The 16,736-nt window shown below is 69.1% G+C and carries 16 protein-coding genes and 1 pseudogene; 8 read left to right on the plus strand and 9 right to left on the minus strand.

Annotated features, from left to right (window positions below; translation table 11 throughout):
• Positions 1-13: 13 nt before the first annotated feature.
• Genes ABZV44_RS12455 through ABZV44_RS12465 form a run of 3 tightly spaced genes read right to left on the minus strand, consistent with a single transcriptional unit; the run spans position 14 to position 4,240 of the window.
• The gene (locus tag ABZV44_RS12455; protein ID WP_354835159.1) at positions 14-2,170 is read right to left on the minus strand and encodes an MMPL family transporter; all 2,157 of its coding nucleotides are present in this window, start codon (positions 2,168-2,170) and stop codon (positions 14-16) included.
• A gap of 19 nt (positions 2,171-2,189) precedes the next feature.
• A complete protein-coding gene (locus tag ABZV44_RS12460) occupies positions 2,190-3,824 on the minus strand; it encodes an MFS transporter (protein ID WP_354835161.1) in 1,635 nt (544 codons plus the stop codon).
• A gap of 17 nt (positions 3,825-3,841) precedes the next feature.
• Positions 3,842-4,240, minus strand: a complete 399-nt coding sequence (locus tag ABZV44_RS12465) for a VOC family protein (RefSeq protein ID WP_354835163.1) — start codon at positions 4,238-4,240, stop codon at positions 3,842-3,844.
• 243 nt (positions 4,241-4,483) lie between these two features.
• Between ABZV44_RS12465 and ABZV44_RS12470 the strand changes: the two genes are divergently transcribed.
• Positions 4,484-5,383 (plus strand): LysR family transcriptional regulator, encoded by a 900-nt coding sequence (locus tag ABZV44_RS12470; RefSeq protein ID WP_354835165.1) that lies wholly within the window; start codon positions 4,484-4,486, stop codon positions 5,381-5,383.
• Positions 5,384-5,430: 47 nt separating this feature from the next.
• Positions 5,431-5,865, plus strand: a complete 435-nt coding sequence (locus ABZV44_RS12475; protein WP_354835167.1) for a cupin — start codon at positions 5,431-5,433, stop codon at positions 5,863-5,865.
• Positions 5,866-5,951: 86 nt separating this feature from the next.
• Here ABZV44_RS12475 and ABZV44_RS12480 read toward each other — a convergent pair whose 3' ends face one another.
• Genes ABZV44_RS12480 through ABZV44_RS12490 form a run of 3 tightly spaced genes read right to left on the minus strand, consistent with a single transcriptional unit; the run spans position 5,952 to position 9,543 of the window.
• Positions 5,952-7,214: a glycosyltransferase family 4 protein gene (locus tag ABZV44_RS12480; protein WP_354835169.1), complete on the minus strand. Its 1,263-nt coding sequence runs from the start codon at positions 7,212-7,214 to the stop codon at positions 5,952-5,954.
• A complete protein-coding gene (locus tag ABZV44_RS12485; RefSeq protein WP_354835171.1) occupies positions 7,211-8,764 on the minus strand; it encodes a glycoside hydrolase family 57 protein in 1,554 nt (517 codons plus the stop codon). Before ABZV44_RS12485 ends, ABZV44_RS12480 begins: the two co-directional genes overlap by 4 nt.
• Positions 8,761-9,543 carry a methyltransferase domain-containing protein gene (locus ABZV44_RS12490; protein WP_354835173.1) on the minus strand — a complete coding sequence of 261 codons (783 nt, stop codon included), beginning with the start codon at positions 9,541-9,543 and terminating at the stop codon, positions 8,761-8,763. The genes ABZV44_RS12485 and ABZV44_RS12490 overlap by 4 nt, the downstream gene beginning before the upstream one ends.
• A 191-nt stretch (positions 9,544-9,734) precedes the next feature.
• Between ABZV44_RS12490 and ABZV44_RS12495 the strand changes: the two genes are divergently transcribed.
• The 4 genes from ABZV44_RS12495 to ABZV44_RS12510 all read left to right on the plus strand — a co-directional run bounded on the left by ABZV44_RS12495 (position 9,735) and on the right by ABZV44_RS12510 (position 13,543).
• Positions 9,735-10,520: an electron transfer flavoprotein subunit beta/FixA family protein gene (locus tag ABZV44_RS12495; RefSeq protein WP_326309084.1), complete on the plus strand. Its 786-nt coding sequence runs from the start codon at positions 9,735-9,737 to the stop codon at positions 10,518-10,520.
• 38 nt (positions 10,521-10,558) lie between these two features.
• Positions 10,559-11,518 carry an electron transfer flavoprotein subunit alpha/FixB family protein gene (locus tag ABZV44_RS12500; protein WP_354835175.1) on the plus strand — a complete coding sequence of 320 codons (960 nt, stop codon included), beginning with the start codon at positions 10,559-10,561 and terminating at the stop codon, positions 11,516-11,518.
• A 112-nt stretch (positions 11,519-11,630) separates the two neighbouring features.
• Positions 11,631-12,506, plus strand: coding sequence for a hypothetical protein (locus ABZV44_RS12505; protein WP_354835177.1), 876 nt, complete (start codon positions 11,631-11,633; stop codon positions 12,504-12,506).
• A gap of 95 nt (positions 12,507-12,601) precedes the next feature.
• On the plus strand, positions 12,602-13,543 hold the full coding sequence (locus ABZV44_RS12510) for an aminoglycoside phosphotransferase family protein (protein ID WP_354835179.1): 942 nt from the start codon (positions 12,602-12,604) through the stop codon (positions 13,541-13,543).
• A 128-nt stretch (positions 13,544-13,671) separates the two neighbouring features.
• Here the strand turns inward: ABZV44_RS12510 and ABZV44_RS12515 are convergent.
• Together ABZV44_RS12515 and ABZV44_RS12520 are read right to left on the minus strand one after the other, a co-directional pair.
• Positions 13,672-13,818, minus strand: a pseudogene (locus tag ABZV44_RS12515) (DUF1707 domain-containing protein); the annotation flags it as partial.
• Positions 13,819-13,902: 84 nt separating this feature from the next.
• Positions 13,903-14,511, minus strand: a complete 609-nt coding sequence (locus ABZV44_RS12520) for a TetR/AcrR family transcriptional regulator (protein WP_354835181.1) — start codon at positions 14,509-14,511, stop codon at positions 13,903-13,905.
• A gap of 76 nt (positions 14,512-14,587) precedes the next feature.
• On the opposite strand from ABZV44_RS12520, the gene ABZV44_RS12525 reads away from it, so the two are divergent.
• Positions 14,588-15,373 carry an SDR family oxidoreductase gene (locus ABZV44_RS12525; RefSeq protein WP_354835183.1) on the plus strand — a complete coding sequence of 262 codons (786 nt, stop codon included), beginning with the start codon at positions 14,588-14,590 and terminating at the stop codon, positions 15,371-15,373.
• Entirely contained in the window at positions 15,370-15,861 is a 492-nt protein-coding gene (locus ABZV44_RS12530; protein ID WP_354835185.1) for an SRPBCC family protein, read from the plus strand. The genes ABZV44_RS12525 and ABZV44_RS12530 overlap by 4 nt, the downstream gene beginning before the upstream one ends.
• Positions 15,862-15,871: 10 nt before the next feature.
• Here the strand turns inward: ABZV44_RS12530 and ABZV44_RS12535 are convergent, their stop codons facing one another.
• A complete protein-coding gene (locus ABZV44_RS12535; protein ID WP_354835356.1) occupies positions 15,872-16,732 on the minus strand; it encodes a LysR family transcriptional regulator in 861 nt (286 codons plus the stop codon).
• Between the last annotated feature and the right edge of the window lie 4 nt (positions 16,733-16,736).

The raw sequence follows: 16,736 nt of genomic DNA on the forward strand, positions 1-16,736 counted from the left end.
AAGGGGTCCGGGATCAGCGGATGTAGCTGTTCTGCGTTGCCTGCCAATCGGATTGGTCGTCCAGCGCGGCCATGACATCCCGCCGGGCGCCGATCCGGCCCGGCCACCAAGCCTTGCGGCCGAGCAGGGCGGTCACCGCGGGGGTGAAGAACATGGCCATGACGAAGGCCGACAGAGCGATGCCGAAGGAGATGGCGAAGCCCATCTGCGCCAGCATCGAATTGCCCGCCAGCATCATCGAGGCGAAGGTACCGGCCAGGATGACGCCGGCCGCCGCGATGGTGGGGCCGGTGTGGCGCAGGCTCAGCGCCGCCGCGGTCCGCGGATCCCGGCCCTCGGCGGCCTCTTCGCGCAGCCGGGCCACCATGAGGATGTTGTAGTCGGTGCCCAGGGCGATGACGAACATGTACATGATGATCGGCAGCGAGAAGATCAGGCCCGAATTGCCTTGGGCCCGCTGGAATACCAGCACCGCCGCGCCCAGGGTGGCGGCGAAGCCGAGGCCGACCGCGCCCATCAGGTACCAGGGTGCGACGACGCTGCGCAGCAACAGTGCGAGCACCAGGGCGATGAGGATGGCCGCCACCGGGAACACGATCTTGTAGTCGTGGTTCATCGCGGCCTTGAAGTCGACCAGCACCGAGGACATGCCGCCGACGTAGGCGCTGCTCCCGGCCGGCGCCGCCGCGTGCGCGCTGTCCCGCAGCGGCCCGCGGACCGTGGCCAGTGCGGCATCGGAGGTTGGCTCGGAGGTGAGGGTCACCTGGAATTCGGCGATCGAACCGTCGGCGGAGACCCGCGGCGCGCCCACCTGCCCGACGCCGGGCGTGGCGGTCAGCGCGGTCCGATAGGAGTCGAGCTGCGCGCCGGTCAGGGCAGCGTCCGAGTGCAGGTAGACCAGCGACGGCTGGGTGGCGCCCGCCGGCATGCCCTTGAGCAGTTCCTTGCTGTAGACGGTGGATTCGGTCGTATCGGAGGTGGATGCGGAGCTCATGTCGAAGGTCGGGTGGAAGCCGAAGGCGGCCACACCCAGGGCCACCAGCACCGCGCCCGCGGCGGCGGCGAAGACGCCCGGCCGGCGTCCCAGACCGCGGCCGAGTGCGGCGAACACCGTGCCCTTCGGCTCCTGCTGCCAGGCCTTGGACGGCCAGAACACCTTGGTGCCCAGCTTGGAGACGATGGCCGGGACCAGGGTCAGCCCCGCCAGCATGGCGACCGCGACGGCGATGGCCAGCGCCGGGCCCAGCGCGCGGAACATGCCGAGCGAGGACAGGGTCAGTGCGAGGAAGGCGATGATCACCGCACCCGCGGCGGAGGTGATCGCTTCGCCGACCCGGGTGACCGCGCTGATCATGGCGGTCTTGGGATCCTCACCGGCGCGCAGTCGCTCCCGGTAGCGGAACATCAGGAACAGGATGTAATCGGTTCCGACGCCGAACAATACGACGGTCAGCAGCGAGTTGACCGAGCTGTCCACCTTCAGGTCGAAGGCGTGGGCGACGATGGCGATCAGGCCGCCGACGGTGCTCGAGATGGCGCCGATGGTGATGACCGGCAGCAGCGCGATCACCGGGCTGCGGAAGATGACGAGCATCAGCACCAAGATCAGTACGACGGTGGCGATGCCGATGATGGCCATGCCCTTGTTGCCGGATTCGGTCTGATCCAGGGTCTGCGCCGCGGTGCCGGTGATTCCGGCCTTCAGCTCGGTGCCCGACACCTGCCCGTGCAGTGCGTCGCGCAGCTCCTTCACGGCATCGGTCTGGGTCTTGTCGCTCGGGTCGGTGGTCTTGGTCATCTGCACCGCGATGACCTGGATCGAGCGGTTCGCCGCCGGGGGAGTCGCCTGAATTCCGTTGACGCCCTTGATATTGCGACTGCTCAGGTCGGTCGCCACCGTGGTGACGCGCGCCGCGTCGTCCGCACTGAGCGCGGCGCCGTCGGCGCGTTCCACCACGATCAGCGCCGCGGGCGTCACATCGTCGGGAAATGCCCGCTGTTGCAGTTCCATCGCCTGAATGGACTCGTAATGCGAAGGCAGGAACGAGGATTGGTCGGTGGTCGCGGTGAGCTTCGGCGCCAGCCCCACCACCGCGATGGTGGCGATGACCCAGAGGGCGATCACCTTCCACGGGTGATTGACGGCAATGCGCCCGAGTAGAGCGAACATCGGGAGGATTCCTTTCCGATCAGTACTGGTCTGCTGCTGAGTTCTGCTGGGGAAGACCCTCGCGGGCCGGGCTGATGTCGACCTGATACGCCGCTGACACGTTCGCGGCCACGGTGTCCCCGCGCTCCGGATCGGCCTCGGCAGCCGGTGTGGGCTGCCGGCCGCGCAGCACGCCCAGCGCCAGCACCGCCGCGGCCAGCACGCCCAGCGCGCTCACCCCGAAGCTGACCGACATCGCGCCCGCGAAGGCGTCGCGGGCGGTGTGCGCCAATCCGTGGTCGCCGGTGCGCGCCGCGATGGCGAGCGCGTCGCCGAGCGAATGCCAGGCCGCCGCGGGTGCGGACTCGGGCATCTTGTGTGCGAAGACGGACGACACCAGGCTGCCCAGCACCGCGACGCCCAGCGCCGCGCCGGACTGTTGAATGGTGTCGTTGAGCGCCGACCCCACCCCGGCCTGCTCCGGTGGCACCGCACCGGTGATGGTGGCGATGGCCGCGGGCATGGCCAGCCCGCCACCCAGTCCGAAGACGATCAGGGCGACCGAGACCATCCCGAAGCCGCTGTCCGCGTTCAGCGTCGCGAGCAGCAGCGACCCGGCCGCCATGATCAGCATGCCGATCACGGTCAGCATGCGATTGCCGACCTTGGGCCCGAGCCCCGCGCCCGCCCCGCTGGCCACCAGCGCCGCGATCGCCATGGGCAGGAAGGCGGTACCGGCCCGCAGCGGCGAATACCCGAGTCCGAACTGCAGATACTGGGTGAGGACCAGCAGTAACCCGCCATTGCCGATCTGCACCAGCGTGAGCGCCACGCTGCCGCCGGCGAAATCGCGATCGCGGAACAGCCGCAACGGCACCATCGGGTGGTCGATGCGCGATTCCCACACCAGGAACGCGACCAGGCTGCCGATCGTGACCAGCAGCGCGAGGAACGTACCGGTGGAATGCAGTCCGTCCGCGGGCAATTCGGTGATCGTCCAGACCAGCGCGACCATGCCGATGGCGGACAGCACCGCGCCGAGCGGGTCGGGTCGCCGCCACGGGCCGCGTGATTCGGGCACCAGTGTCACCACCGCGACCAGGGCGACGATCACGATCGGGATATTGATGAGAAAGACCGCGCCCCACCAGAATCGGTCGATGAGCAGGCCGCCGAGGACCGGGCTGCCGATCAGCCCGAGCATGCTCACGCCACCCAGGGCGGACATGGCCTGGTGCCGCTCCTCGGTGACGAACAGATTGATCACGATGGACAATCCGGCGGGCATGATGAGCGCACCGCCGATGCCCATGACCACGCGGGCGGTGATCAGCTCGCCCGGACTCGCCGCCAGCGTGGCCACCGCGGAAGCCGCACCGAACAGCACCAGGCCGATGGTCAGGATCCGCTTGCGCCCGAATCGATCCGACAGACTGCCGGAGGTGAGCAGCAGCCCGGCGAACACCAGCAGGTAGGAGTCCAGGATCCACTGCATGTCCTGGGCGCTGGCGTGCAGGTCCTCGGTCAGGGCGGGCACCGCCACCGACAGCGCCATATTGTCGATGACGAGGATGATCGTGGCCAGGCAGAGCGCCACCAGAATCCACCAGCGCCGGGGATCGCGGGGAATGGTCGGGTCCGGCGTCGCTGCCACCGGAATCTGTGTCGTATCCATCGAATTCTCTTCTCGGGTCAATCTTCTGGCGGGCAGCCGGCGGGGGGTGTCCACTCGGTCAGCTGGACGTCGACCTGGTTCGGGTCGGTGAGCCGGAGCCGCAGTAGGCCGCCGGCTTCGCGGCGCAGCGGTGTGGTGACGGGTGCGTCCTCGTCGAGCAGCCGATCCTGTTCGGCGGCGAGGTTCGGCACGTCGAAGGACAGTTCGACGCCACTGGGCCCGGGGCCCGCGGTCGCCGGGGGTCTTTCCGGATCGCGGTGCCGCAGCACGATTTCCACGTCCAGGTCGTCGCGTTCGAGGTAGGTGAAGTCCTCGTTCGTCACCGTGGCGTGGAATCCGAGATGCGTGCAGAAGAACTCGCTCGATGCCGCGGGGTCGGAGACGGTCAAGGTGATTGCCGCGCCGAGGATCTTCATGCCCCCACTCCCTCCTCTGGGTTCGGTCACCGTGTTCGGCGACAGTTCCAAGCTTCGGAGTTTCCGCAGGTGGGAACAACGACAGAGATCGAAAGGTCGGTTAAGTCAGAGGTTTACGAACGCGCCGCGGCGGGGACCGGGCGGGGCTGTGCGCCGCCCATAACAGAGCAAGCGCTCTGTTATGGGTTACACTGGCTTCGTTCATCGAATGCTGGTGAGCGGAGCTACCGAGCGGAGATCGTTGTGGAGTTGCGGGACATCGAGATCTTCGTGACCTTGGCCGAGGAACTGCATTTCGGCCGAACCGCCGAGAAGCTGCGAATCACCCCGGCCCGGGTCAGTCAGGCGATCAAGAAGCAGGAGCGGCAGGTTCAGGCCACGCTGTTCGAGCGCACGTCCCGCTCGGTCGGCCTGACACCGATCGGGCGTCAGCTGTACGAGGACCTGAAGCGGGCGCAGAGTCTGATCGACACCGGACTCACCCGCGCCCGCGCCGCGAGCCGCAGCGTGCAGGGCACCCTGCGGGTGGCCGTCATGAGCATCCTGGGCCTGTACCTGCGCCCCGTCATCGAGGCCTTCAACGTCCGATACCCCGACTGCGCAATCGAATTGGTCGACTTCCCGCACAGTGAACCGTTCACCGCCTTGCGCGCCAAGGAGGTCGACCTCGGCCTGATCTGGCTGCCCGTCCGGGAACCGGACCTCACCGTCGGACCGGTGCTGATGACCGAGGGGCGGGTCCTGGCCACCACGACCACCTCCGAACTCGCCGCCCGCGCCTCGCTCACGATGGAAGACCTCGCCGAATGTGTCTTCCCGAGTCTGGGCAATGTCCCGAAGTACTGGGCCGAAGGCATGCTGCCCGCCACCACGCCCAGCGGCGTCCCGATCGCCCGCGGCCCCGAAGCGGCGTCCTTCTTCGAGATCCTTCCTTTGATCATGTCCGGCGCCGTCGTCTCCCCGATGAACGCCCACGTCGCCTGGACCTATACCCCGCCGAACATCGCCTATGTCCCGATCGTCGACGCGCCCCTCACGGAATGGGCGCTGGTCTGGCTGACCGCCGCCGAGAACGCCGCCGTCCGCGCCTTCGTCGACACCGCCCGCGACCTGGGTATTCGTCCGATCGTCAAGGAGAACTGAACCGCGCATCGGCTGCGGTGCGGGCCCGTGCGCGCTACCGTGGCCGGGTGACTGTCGGTTTTCGAGCTGTGCTGACCGGTCTGGCGTCCTGCGCGCTGGTGGCCTCGCTCGCCGCGACCGCGCAGGCGACGCCCTCCGATGGGGTCACCGGGGTGATCATCTCGCGGACCACCATCGGCGACACCGACTACATCCTGCGTGAAATCACCATTGCGCCAGGCGGTTCCACCGGCTGGCACTACCACGATGGGACGCTGTACGCGGTGCTGCGACAGGGGCAGCTGAGTCATTACGACTCGGATTGCGCGGTGGATCAGGTCGGCGGGGCGGGGACCGCATTCGTGGAGCGGGCCGGGTCGGGCAATGTGCATCTGGAACGTAATCTGGGCGCCGAGGCGCAGATTCTGGATGTGCTTTATGTCCTGCCCGCGGGGAGTCCCCTGTCGGAGAATGCTCCGAATCCGGGCTGTCCGTTCAACTGACCGGCGCGGCAAGGAAACGCCTCGAATTAGAACTCGTTCCAATTCGAGGCGCAGACGTGTCCGGGGGAGAATCCGACCGGCGCCGCTCAGTACGGCTGGTTCGGATCCCGTTCGGGCAGTGGACGTTCCGAGATGACCGGGCGGCCGACCGGGTTGCGGACCCGGCGCTTGGCGCCCTGGTAGACCAGCGCGGTCTCCTGCGCCACCACGTCCCACGCGAAGTCGGCGGTGAGCCGCTCGCGGGCGGCCCAGGCGCGCTCCTGTGCGGCGGTCGCGTCGTCGAGGACCGAGATGACCGCTTCCGCAACGCCGTTCACGTCGGCCGGTTCGAAGGACGCGCCGGTGACGCCATCGGTGACCAGGTCGCCGAGCCCGCCCGCGGTGGAGGTGATCAGCGGGGTACCCGCCGCCGCCGCCTCCAGCGCCACGATGCCGAACGGCTCGTAGCGGCTGGGCAGCACGATGGCGTCGGCGCTGTGCAGCCAGCCGAGCAGATCGGTGTGGTCGAGCTTGCCGACGAAGCTGACCGCGCGCGAGACGCGATGGGCGCGGGCCCGCTCACGCAGCCAATCGAACTGGGTGCCGATACCGGCGACGGTGAGGGTGGTACCGGGGTGCGCCTTGCGGATACGCGGCAGCGCCGCGATGGCGTCCTGGATGCCCTTCTCGTATTCGAGGCGGCCGACATACAGCAGTCGCGGCGGCCCGGAGCGCGGCGCGCGCTCGCGGAAGGTCCACGCGCCCACGTCGATACCGTTGCGGATCACCGTCATCGGCACCTTCTCGGCGCCGTAGAGCCGGTGCACCTCGTCCTTCATCGACTCCGAACACGTGATCAGCGCGTCGGATTCGTGCGCCAGCCACCACTCCACCGAGTGCACCTGCCGGTTCACCCGTCCCGAGACCCAGCCACTGTGGCGGCCCGCCTCGGTGGCGTGAATGGTCGAGACCAGCGGCACGTCGTAGTACTCGGCCAGGGTGATCGCAGGGTGCGCGACCAGCCAGTCGTGGGCGTGCACCACATCGGGCGTCCAGCCCTCGCCGATGCCCGGCTTGTTCAATGCGATCCCGGCCCGCACCATGGCGTGGCCCATGGCCAGCGTCCAGGCCAGCATGTCCTCGCCGAAATCGAACGCCGGCGGATCCTCGGCCACCGCCACCACCAGCACGCCCTCCTCGATGAAGGAGTGCGTCGGGTGGGTGGTGGCGTCGGTGCCCATCGGACGGCGCGCCAGCACGACGACTTCGTGCCCGGCCGCGGCCAGTTCGACGGCGAGGTGATGCACGTGGCGGCCCAGCCCACCGACTACGACGGGTGGGTACTCCCACGACACCATCAAGATCTTCATGCGGGTCCTTCTGAAGCGGGGCCGAGCCTGCGCGCATCGAGCGCGGGGAAGAGTCCGTCGGCCGCGTACCATCCTGCCGCCAACTGCCCCGCTTTGGCGAGTTGCCCGGCCGCGACCGCCGCGGCGATCTCGCGCACGGCGTGGGCGTGTTCATGGGCGCGGTCACGCGCGTATCCGGCGGCGGAATCCTTGGACACCATGAACGCCCAGTCGCTGGAGACGGCGAGGATCGCCTCTCTCAGCAGCTGGTCGGCAACCGTGTCACGGAGCCCGAATCGGTCGTTGTGCATCGATCCGGCGTCCACCCGCATCTTGTCGAGGGTGTCCAGGGCCAGCCGCACCACCTCGGCGTTGAGCTCGACCAGGTCGGCGACCTGGTCCCCGGCCCACACCCGCCAGTCCTTGCCCGAACCCCAGGAGGAGTCGGCCAATTCGACGCGTTCGCCCACGTAACCACGGGCCCGCGCATCGGCGAGCGTGCCGACGGTGACCCCTGCTTCGGGCAGTGCGCGCAGCACCTGTTCGAGCCACTGCGGGCCCTCGTGCCACCAGTGCCCGAACAGTTCGGTGTCGAACGCGGCCACCACCAGGGCCGGGCGACCGATCCGTTCCGACTCGGAGATCAGCCGCTCCCGCACGGTCGCCACGAAGTCCGCGACGTCCTTCTCGATGGCCGCGGCGGCGAGTTCGGGATCGTAGGGGGCCTTGTCGGGACCCGCGACGGTCTTGCCGGTGACGCGCGCCGGTTTCAGTCCGGTGGCGTGATCGTAGTGATGGAAATCACGGTAGAAGGGCTGCCCCGGGTACCCGGATTTCGGCGACCACACCCGGTAGCTGACCGTCAGGTCGCGGCCGAAGGCCACCACATCCGAATCCCACACCGGCCGCCCGAGCGTGGTGTCGCCGCGCAGCGCGGGACCGTCCACCATGAAGTGCGAGATGCCGACCTTGTCGTAGGTCCGTTCCATCCCGGGCGTGAACCCGCACTCGGGGGCCCAGATGCCGGAGGGTGTGTGCCCCCATCGGGCCCGCGCGTCCGCCAGGCCCTCGGTCAGTTCGTACTCGCGCAGCCGCGGATCCAGCAGCGGCTGGAACGGATGCGACAGCGGCCCGCCCAGCAATTCGATGGCCTCGGCGTCGATGAGCTCGCGCCACACCGGCGAGGCCCCGTGCATCCAGCGCGTCTCGAAATCGTCGAGAGCCGTTGCGGCGAGCCGGTGTTCGTGCCCGCCGAGCGCGGTATTGCCCGCCATGGACGCCTCGTCGGCGCGCAGCCGCCAGTTGCCCAGCCAGTGGTGCATGCCCTTCAGGCAGTGCGGATCATCCAGCTGCGCCGCCAGCACCGGCGTGATCCCCAGGCTGATCAGGTGCGAACGGCCCTCGGCCGCAAGGGTTCTCAGCACCTTCGCCACGGGCAGGTAGGACGCCGCCCACGACTGGTACAGCCACTCCTCGCCGACCGGCCAGCGCCCGTGATGGGCCAGCCACGGCAGATGTGAGTGCAGGACCAGCGTGAACTGGCCCGGCACCGGGGAAAGCTTGTCCGTCACGGCTTCACCGCGATGGCCAGCAGATCCAGGCTGGCGTCGATATCCCGCTCGGTGTCGGCGACCAGTTCGAAATCGTCGATGCGCACGGCGGCCACGTCCGCCGCCAGCTCCGCCGGCCACGGCTCGCCCGCCAGCGCCCGCTCGATCTGCGCGTCGATGAGCGACCCGCCCCACTTCGCGTCCAGCGCTACGAGTTCGGGCCCGTGGAAGATGCCCGCCATCAGTTCCACGGTGAAACCGGCCTCGACGAGAAGCTCGGTCATCTCGGCGGCATTCAGCTCACGCGTGTGGAAAGGGTTGAGTGGCGTATCGCGCCCGGGGGAGAAGGTGATCCGGTTGGGGGTGGAGATCAGCAGCTTGCCGCCGGGCCGCAGCACCCGCAGGCACTCGCGCAGGAACTGCGCCTGGTCCCAAAGGTGCTCGATCACTTGGAAGTTCACCACGACGTCGACCGAGGCGTCGTCGAGGGGCAGCGCGGCCAGATTGCCCTGCACCATCCGCACCCGCGGGTACTTGGCGCGCACGTGCGCGACCGCGCTGTCGTCGTAGTCCAGGCCGGTGACCTGCGCGGCGACGTCGGCGATCATATTGGCGCCGTAGCCTTCTCCGCTGCCGGCCTCGAGCACGAGCTTGCCCGCGCAGTGCTCCAGCATGCGCACGTAGGCGATCTCGTGCCGCCGGAACCAGTAGTTCTCCTCGGCGATGCCGGGCACCGTCCGCTCACCGGTCAAAGGCAAGGGATCGGTGGGGTTTTCAACAGGACTCACGGCCTCGCTCATTGCTCCGACGTTAGCGGTTGTCCATATCACACCCGCGACCGGATCAGCCGATGCAGAAAGTCACACGCTAAGTTACCCACGAGTAACTTAACGTAGGGTAATCTCCCGGACGAGCTACTTGTGGACGTACGTGACGATCTCGTGCGACCGCCACACCCAGTGCCACCAGAACAGGAGGTCGACGAAGACCAATGCCGAACATCGTCGTACTGATCAAGCAGGTTCCCGACACCTGGTCCGAGCGCAAGCTGACCAGCGGTGACTACACCCTCGACCGCGAGGCCGCCGACGCCATCCTCGATGAGATCAACGAGCGCGCCGTCGAGGAGGCGCTGTTGATCAAGGAGGCGCAGGGCGGCGAGGTCACCGTGCTGGCCGCAGGCCCCGATCGGGCCACCGAGGCCATCCGCAAGGCCCTGTCCATGGGCGCGGACAAGGCCATCCACATCAACGACCCGGCCATCCACGGCTCCGACGCCGTGCAGACCGCCTACATCCTGGCCGCCGCGCTGGGCCAGATCGAGGGCATCGAGCTGGTCATCGCGGGCAACGAGGCCACCGACGGTCGCGCCGGTGCGGTTCCGGCCATCATCGCCGAGTACCTGGGCCTGCCGCAGCTGACCCACCTGCGCAAGCTGACCGTCGACGGTGAGCGCATCGCCGGCGAGCGGGAGACCGACGAGGGCGTGTTCAAGCTCGAGGCCACGCTTCCGGCCATCGTCTCGGTCACCGAGAAGATCAACGAGCCGCGCTTCCCGTCCTTCAAGGGCATCATGGCCGCCAAGAAGAAGGAAGTTCAGACCTTCACCCTGGCGGATCTGGGCGTCGACCCGGAGACCGTGGGCGTTGCGAACGCCGGCACCCAGGTGACCGGTGTGACCCCGAAGCCGGCGCGCACGGCGGGCGAGAAGATCGTCGACGAGGGCGAGGGCGGCAACCAGATCGCCACCTACCTGGTCGGCCAGAAGATCATCTAAAGCCCCCCGAGCCCAACGACTTTCAGGAGATAGAGAAAATGGCAGAAGTTCTGGTGCTCGTGGAGCACGCTGACGGTGCGCCCAAGAAGGTGACCACCGAACTCCTCACCGCCGCCCGCTCGCTCGGCACCCCGGCCGCGGTCGTGGTCGGCCCGGCCGGCACCGCCGACAAGCTGGGCGACGCCCTGGCCGCCGCCGGCGCCGAGAAGATCTACGTCGCCGAGGGCGACGACGCCGAGGGCTTCCTCGTCACCCCCAAGGTCGACGTGCTCGCCGGCCTGTCCGAGTCCGCCGCCCCGGCCGCGATCCTGGTCGCCGCCACCGCGGAGGGCAAGGAGGTGTCGGGTCGCCTGGCCGCCCGCATCGGTTCCGGTCTGCTCATCGACGCCATCGCCGTGAACGGTGACGGCTCGGTGCAGCACTCGATCTTCGGTGGCGCGTTCACCGTGGACGCCAAGGCCACCGGCGACGTGCCGGTGATCTCGGTGCGCCCGGGCGCCATCGAGGCCGCCCCGCAGGCCGCCGCCGGCGAGAAGGTCGCCGTCGAGCTGCCCGCGCAGGAAGAGGGCGTCGTCAAGGTCGTCTCGCGTGAGCCGAACGTGGGCGGCGACCGCCCCGAGCTCACCGAGGCCGCGATCGTGGTCTCCGGTGGCCGTGGTGTCGGTTCGGCCGACAACTTCGGCAAGGTCGTCGAGCCGCTGGCCGACGCCCTCGGTGCCGCCGTCGGTGCGTCCCGTGCCGCCGTCGACTCCGGCTACTACCCGGGCCAGTTCCAGGTCGGTCAGACCGGTAAGACGGTCTCCCCGCAGCTGTACGTCGCCCTCGGCATCTCCGGCGCCATCCAGCACCGCGCCGGCATGCAGACCTCGAAGACCATCGTGGCCGTCAACAAGGACGAAGAGGCCCCGATCTTCGAGATCTCGGACTACGGCATCGTCGGCGACCTGTTCAACGTCGCCCCGCAGCTCACCGAGGCCGTGAAGGCCCACAAGGGCTAGTCGCCCGCCGCTGCCTTTGCAGCGCAGGCAAACTCGAATGTCCCCGGCCGCAGCGGCCGGGGACATTCGAGTTTCGGGGGCATGCGGCTCGCGGACCGCTACGGTTGCCGGGATGACGAGGGTCGGGCAGGCTTGCCCGGTGCGTAGGCGATTCGATCCTCGGCGATGGCGGGCCGGGGAGCCTGCTCCCGAGAAGTCTGATGAGACGGCCGGTTTCGGTGCGGATGGCGTCGAGCTGTCGGAGATCGTCGCGGCACTGCATTTCGACCTCGCCGAATGGCTGGGGTCGGATGCGCCGCCGAAGGTGTTCGACCGCATCTCCGGGGCGTTGGACGAGCGGTTCACCTCGGTGGTGACCACCGGGCAGGCGGTGGATCGGGAAGCGTTCCTGGCGGGGATCTGGTCGGCGCGGAATGCGCTGGCGGGGATGGAGATCGAGGTCTCCGAGGTGGCGGAGGTCGCGCGCAGTGGGCAGCTGATCGTGGTCCGATTCGTCGCCGAGAACCGGGTGGGGGCGGCGCGGACCGGTCACCGGATCGTCACGGCCGTGCTGGTCACCGACGGCCGCACCCACCTCTGGCGAACCGTCCACGAGACCCCGCTTCCCGAAGTGCCGCAGACGGTGACACCGGACCCGGCCGCGAGCGCCCCGGCCGAGCCGACCGAATCCGCCCCGCCACCGGCAGCCGAAAATGATGCGCCGCAATCGGTTACGGCCTCGGAGTCGTGGTCAGCAGTAGACGCGGGCGGCGATCTGGCCGTCGGGGCGGACGAGGAGAGCGGCACAGGGGGTGAGATCGCAGACAGTGCGGAGTTGCCGGGGGAGCTGGGATCCGATGAGGAGGACGCGGCCGGGGCCGATGAGGTCGAGGACGGAGCGGCCGTCGGAGAGCCGGGCGCGGGGGAGCCGGTCGCCGACGGCGGCGGTGGGGAGGTATCCGTCGGCCGCGAGGAGAGTGTCGTTGTCGCGGTAGGAGACCCCGAGTAGGAGCTGGTCGTTGAACCTGGCGGCGACCTCGGGTGCGAATCATTTTCATACGAAATGGTTTGCCGGTTCTCGGCGGTCTGGGGCAGGGTGGCCTGATGCCGATCTCATTGCCGCCGGAGGTGGCCGAGAACATCGCGGGGAGTTTCGGGGAGCGCGGGTCGCGGTGGCTGGCCGCGCTGCCGGGGGTGGTGGAGCAGCGGTGTGCGGCCTGGGGGCTGGAGATCATCGGGGACAGCTTCGGAGGCGGGACGCATTCGTGGGTCTCACCGGTGCGGCGAACCGACGGCTCGGTCGCGGTACTGAAGGTGCCGGTGGTCGACGAGGAGAACCATGGGGAGCCGGCCGGGCTGTACTGCTATGGCGGGGATGGGGCGGTGCGGCTGTACGAGTTCGATCCCGAGACCGGGGCGATGCTGCTCGAATGGGCGCGGCCGGGGACGGAACTGCTGTATCAGCCCGGGTTCCCGAGTCTCGAAGGGCGGCCGGAGAACATCGGCAAGGTCGAGCAGGCGTGCGGGTTGTATCGCAGGCTGCGGCGGGAGCCGGTGGTGGTTCCGGCGGGTTTTCCGGAGTTGCCGACTGCCGCCGGGATGGTGGCGGGGTGGGAGGGGATGTTTCTCGAGCCGGAAGACGGTGTCGCGGAGGTGATTCCGGCTCGGCTGCTGAATCGGGCGGCGGAGCGGTGTGGTGAGCTGGCGGTGCCGGACGGGCCGCTGCTGGTGGTGAATCGGGATACCCATCTGGGGAATATCGTTGCGGCGGAACGGGAGCCGTGGCTGCTCATCGATCCGAAGGCTTATCTGGGGGAGGCGGCCTTCGATGCTGGGTTCCTGATCATGATTCAGGTGCAGAGCGATCCGACGCCGGACCATGCCCGGGAGGTGGTCGAGCGGACGGCCGCGGGATTGGCCGTCCGCGCCGATCGGGCACGTGCCTGGGCGTTCATGCGGTCGATGGAGGAGATCGTGTGGGCCGTCGAGGACGAGGAGCCCGCGGACCTGCGGTTGCATCTCGCGGTCGCGGCGGTGTTGGCCTGATCGCGGCGGCCGAAGAGATTCACGAAAACCCATGGCGCCCAGATGATCTTGACCCAGACCGGCACGCTGCCGCCGTCGTCGGGACGGCCCACGGGTCGCCCCGGACCCCGTGGGACCGGTAGGTCGGACATGATCGGCGCCAGTTCCCCGTAGGTCCGGGCCGAGTACACCTGCTGCGACCGTTCGTCGAATTCGTGCAGCGTGATCCGCCCCTCGCCCACGGCCACGCGCAGCCGGTCGACGATCTGTTCGCGGTCCCGGTCGGAGGCCCGCATATTCTCCTGCCCCACGATGCCAGCGTAATTCGGTTCCGCCGGGTGTGTCGGCGCTATTCGGCCGCCGCGGCTTTCGCGCGGTGGTCAGGTGCCGGCGGGCAGTCCGGCGAGGCCCGCCACCAGCGCCCGGGCGTCGGCGCGGGCGGTCGCGGCCCACGGTGCGCTCGGTTTGTGGATGCGCAGGGAGGCCACCCCGTGCACGGCGCACCAGATGCGCAGGGCGGTGGCGTGGCGGGCCTGTGGGTCGGTGCCGGGCACCGGGTCGGCATCGGGCAGCAGCCGGGCGAGGCGGTCGAGCAGATCCAGGCCGGGGCCCTCGCCCTCGGTGTCGAGCGGATCGGGCCGCTCGAACAGCAATTGATATGCGCCCGGGTGGTTTTCGGCCCAGGTCAGGTAGGCGCCGAGCAGGGCGTCGAGTCGTTCGGCGGGGCTCGCGGCTTCCGGGTCGGCGGCGTCGAGGTCGGCGCGCAGCCGGCCGAACAGCTCGGCGATCACCGCGTAGTTCAGCGCGTCCTGGGAGGCGAAGTGCATGTAGACGGCGCTGGGTGCGACGCCGCAGGCGCGGGCGATGGCGCGTAGTGACGGCGCGGGCAGCGGCTGTGGTTCGAGCAGCAGGTCGATGGCCGCGGCGACGAGTTCGGCGCGCAGCCGCTCGCCTTCGCCGCGGGTTCGGCGCTGTCGGGTACCCGGCACGAAGTCCTCCTTGACAGAGATGACTGAACAGCTGTTAAGTATACATAGCTGAACACCTGTTCACCTAGGAGGAGAAATGACCGAGTGGTACCCGGCGACCGCGGTCGTCACCGGCGCGAGCAGCGGTATCGGCGCGGCCTTCGCCGCCGCCCTGGCCGCCCGCGGCTGCGATCTGATCCTGGTGGCCCGGCGCGAGCCGCGGCTGCGGGACCTGGCGAAGGAATTGGAAGTCGCGCACGGGGTTTCGGTGCGCGTACTCGCCGCGGACCTCGCGGATCCGGCCGGTGTGGCGCGGGTCGCCGAGGTCTGCGCCGATCCGCTGCATCCCGTCGGCATCCTGATCAACAACGCGGGTTTCGCCACCCACGGCGCGCTGGCCGACCATGCGGCCGGCCAGGTCCGTGCGGAGATCGCGGTGAATGTGGCCGCGCTGGCCGAGCTGACCCACGCCGCACTGCCGGCCATGGTGACCCGCGATCGCGGGGTGATCGTCAATATCGCCTCGACCGCGGCCTTCCAGCCGATTCCGTTCATGGCCGTCTACGGCGCGACCAAAGCCTTCGTGCTCTCCTTCACCGAGGCGCTGTGGGGCGAACTGGAGGGGTCGGGCGTCACCGCGCTGGCGGTTTGCCCGGGCGCGACCGACACCGAATTCTTCGATGTGGCAGGCGAAGCGGCGAGTGTCGGCAGCCGGCAGACACCACAGCAGGTGGTGGCCACCGCCCTGCGGGCCCTGGATCGCCGCAACCCGCCGCCGAGCACCGTGTCCGGCACCGCCAATGCGGTCTCGTCGGGTCTGCCGCGAATCCTGCCGCGCCGCACCACCATCCGCGTGACCAGGCGTCTGGTGGGGTCGAAATGATGTTCGCGCTGCGCCCGAGCGAGCTCGGCGATATCGATGCCATGCGCCTGCACCTGCACAGCGAGCGCACGGTGGCGGCCTCGGCGGCGCGCACCTTCGAGATCCTCGCCGCGGGGGAGGGGCAGACCGAGTGGGCGAACGGCTATCGCGCTACCACCTGGTACTCGAATGCCCGTGCCGCGGGCGCGATCCGCGATATCCACCTACGCTGGATCACTGTGCGGGAACGCTTTCTGGCCTGGGAACCGGCCGCGCGCTTCACCTTCGGCGCGGACGCCATGTCGATTCCCCTGGCCCGCCGCATGATCGAGGACATCTCGTTCACGCCGATCGACGCCGGGCACTGCACCCTGACCTGGCAGGTCCACCTGGATCCGGCACCGGCGCTCGCTCCGGTCGAGGCGCGGTTCGTGCGGTCGATGCTGACTCCGATGTTCGAGTCCTTCGCGGCCGGTCTCGCCGAGTTCGCAGCCGCGCATCCCGGTTAGGAGTGGTGGGTCACGCGCAGTGCAGCGCCGCCAGCAGGGTGGTCACGATGGGGGACGTGCGGCCCTCGCTGCGGGTGACGGCCGAGACCGGGATGCGCAGCGGGTGCCCCGTGAGCCGCAGGGTGGCGATGCCCTCGGTCTGGCTGTCGGCGTAGAGGATGGTCCAGGCGTCGGGCCGGTTGATGAGTTCCATGGTGGCGGTGTGGTCCGGCGGGATGGGCGGGCCGAAGACCGGCCCGGTGGGGAGGTCGGCGAAGGCGGCCCGCACCACATTGTGGAGCAGGACCTGTTCCGACTCGGGCGGGAGCAGCAGGGGATAGGCCCCCAATTCCGCGAGGGTGACATCGCCGCCGCGCGTGACGAGCGGGTGCGCGGTGGAGGTGGCGATGACCGGATCCTCGTCCCAGAGCTTCTCGACGGTCAGCCCCGGCTGGTCCACACTGCCCCGGATGAGGGCAAGATCACAGTCGCCGTCGGCCACCGCCTGGATGCGCTGCCGGAAGGGCTTGATGACGAATTCGATCTCCGCGCCCGGGTGCGCCTCGCGCGCGCCCGCGATGGCGGACAGTGATCTAGTTGCAAAGCTCATATTAGCCGCCAAGCGAATGCGCGGCCCGGAGGCCCGCACAGCTGCGCGAATGGCCGATTCGAGGCTCAGCATTTGCTTCGCAAGGGGAAGTAGCCGAGTGGTCGCGTCGGTCGGGACGACGGAGCGTGTGGACCGTTCGAAGAGGTTCACGCCGAGGTCGCGTTCCAGCCGGGCGATCTGATGACTGATAGCCGACTGCGAGATGAAGCATCGGCTCGCGGCCCGGCTGAAGCTCAGCTCCTCACAGACCGCCACGAAGTAGGCCAGTTGGCGCAGCTCCACGGCA

Source organism: Nocardia sp. NPDC004860, from assembly GCF_040609015.1.
In the GTDB taxonomy this organism is placed as follows: Bacteria; Actinomycetota; Actinomycetes; order Mycobacteriales; family Mycobacteriaceae; genus Nocardia.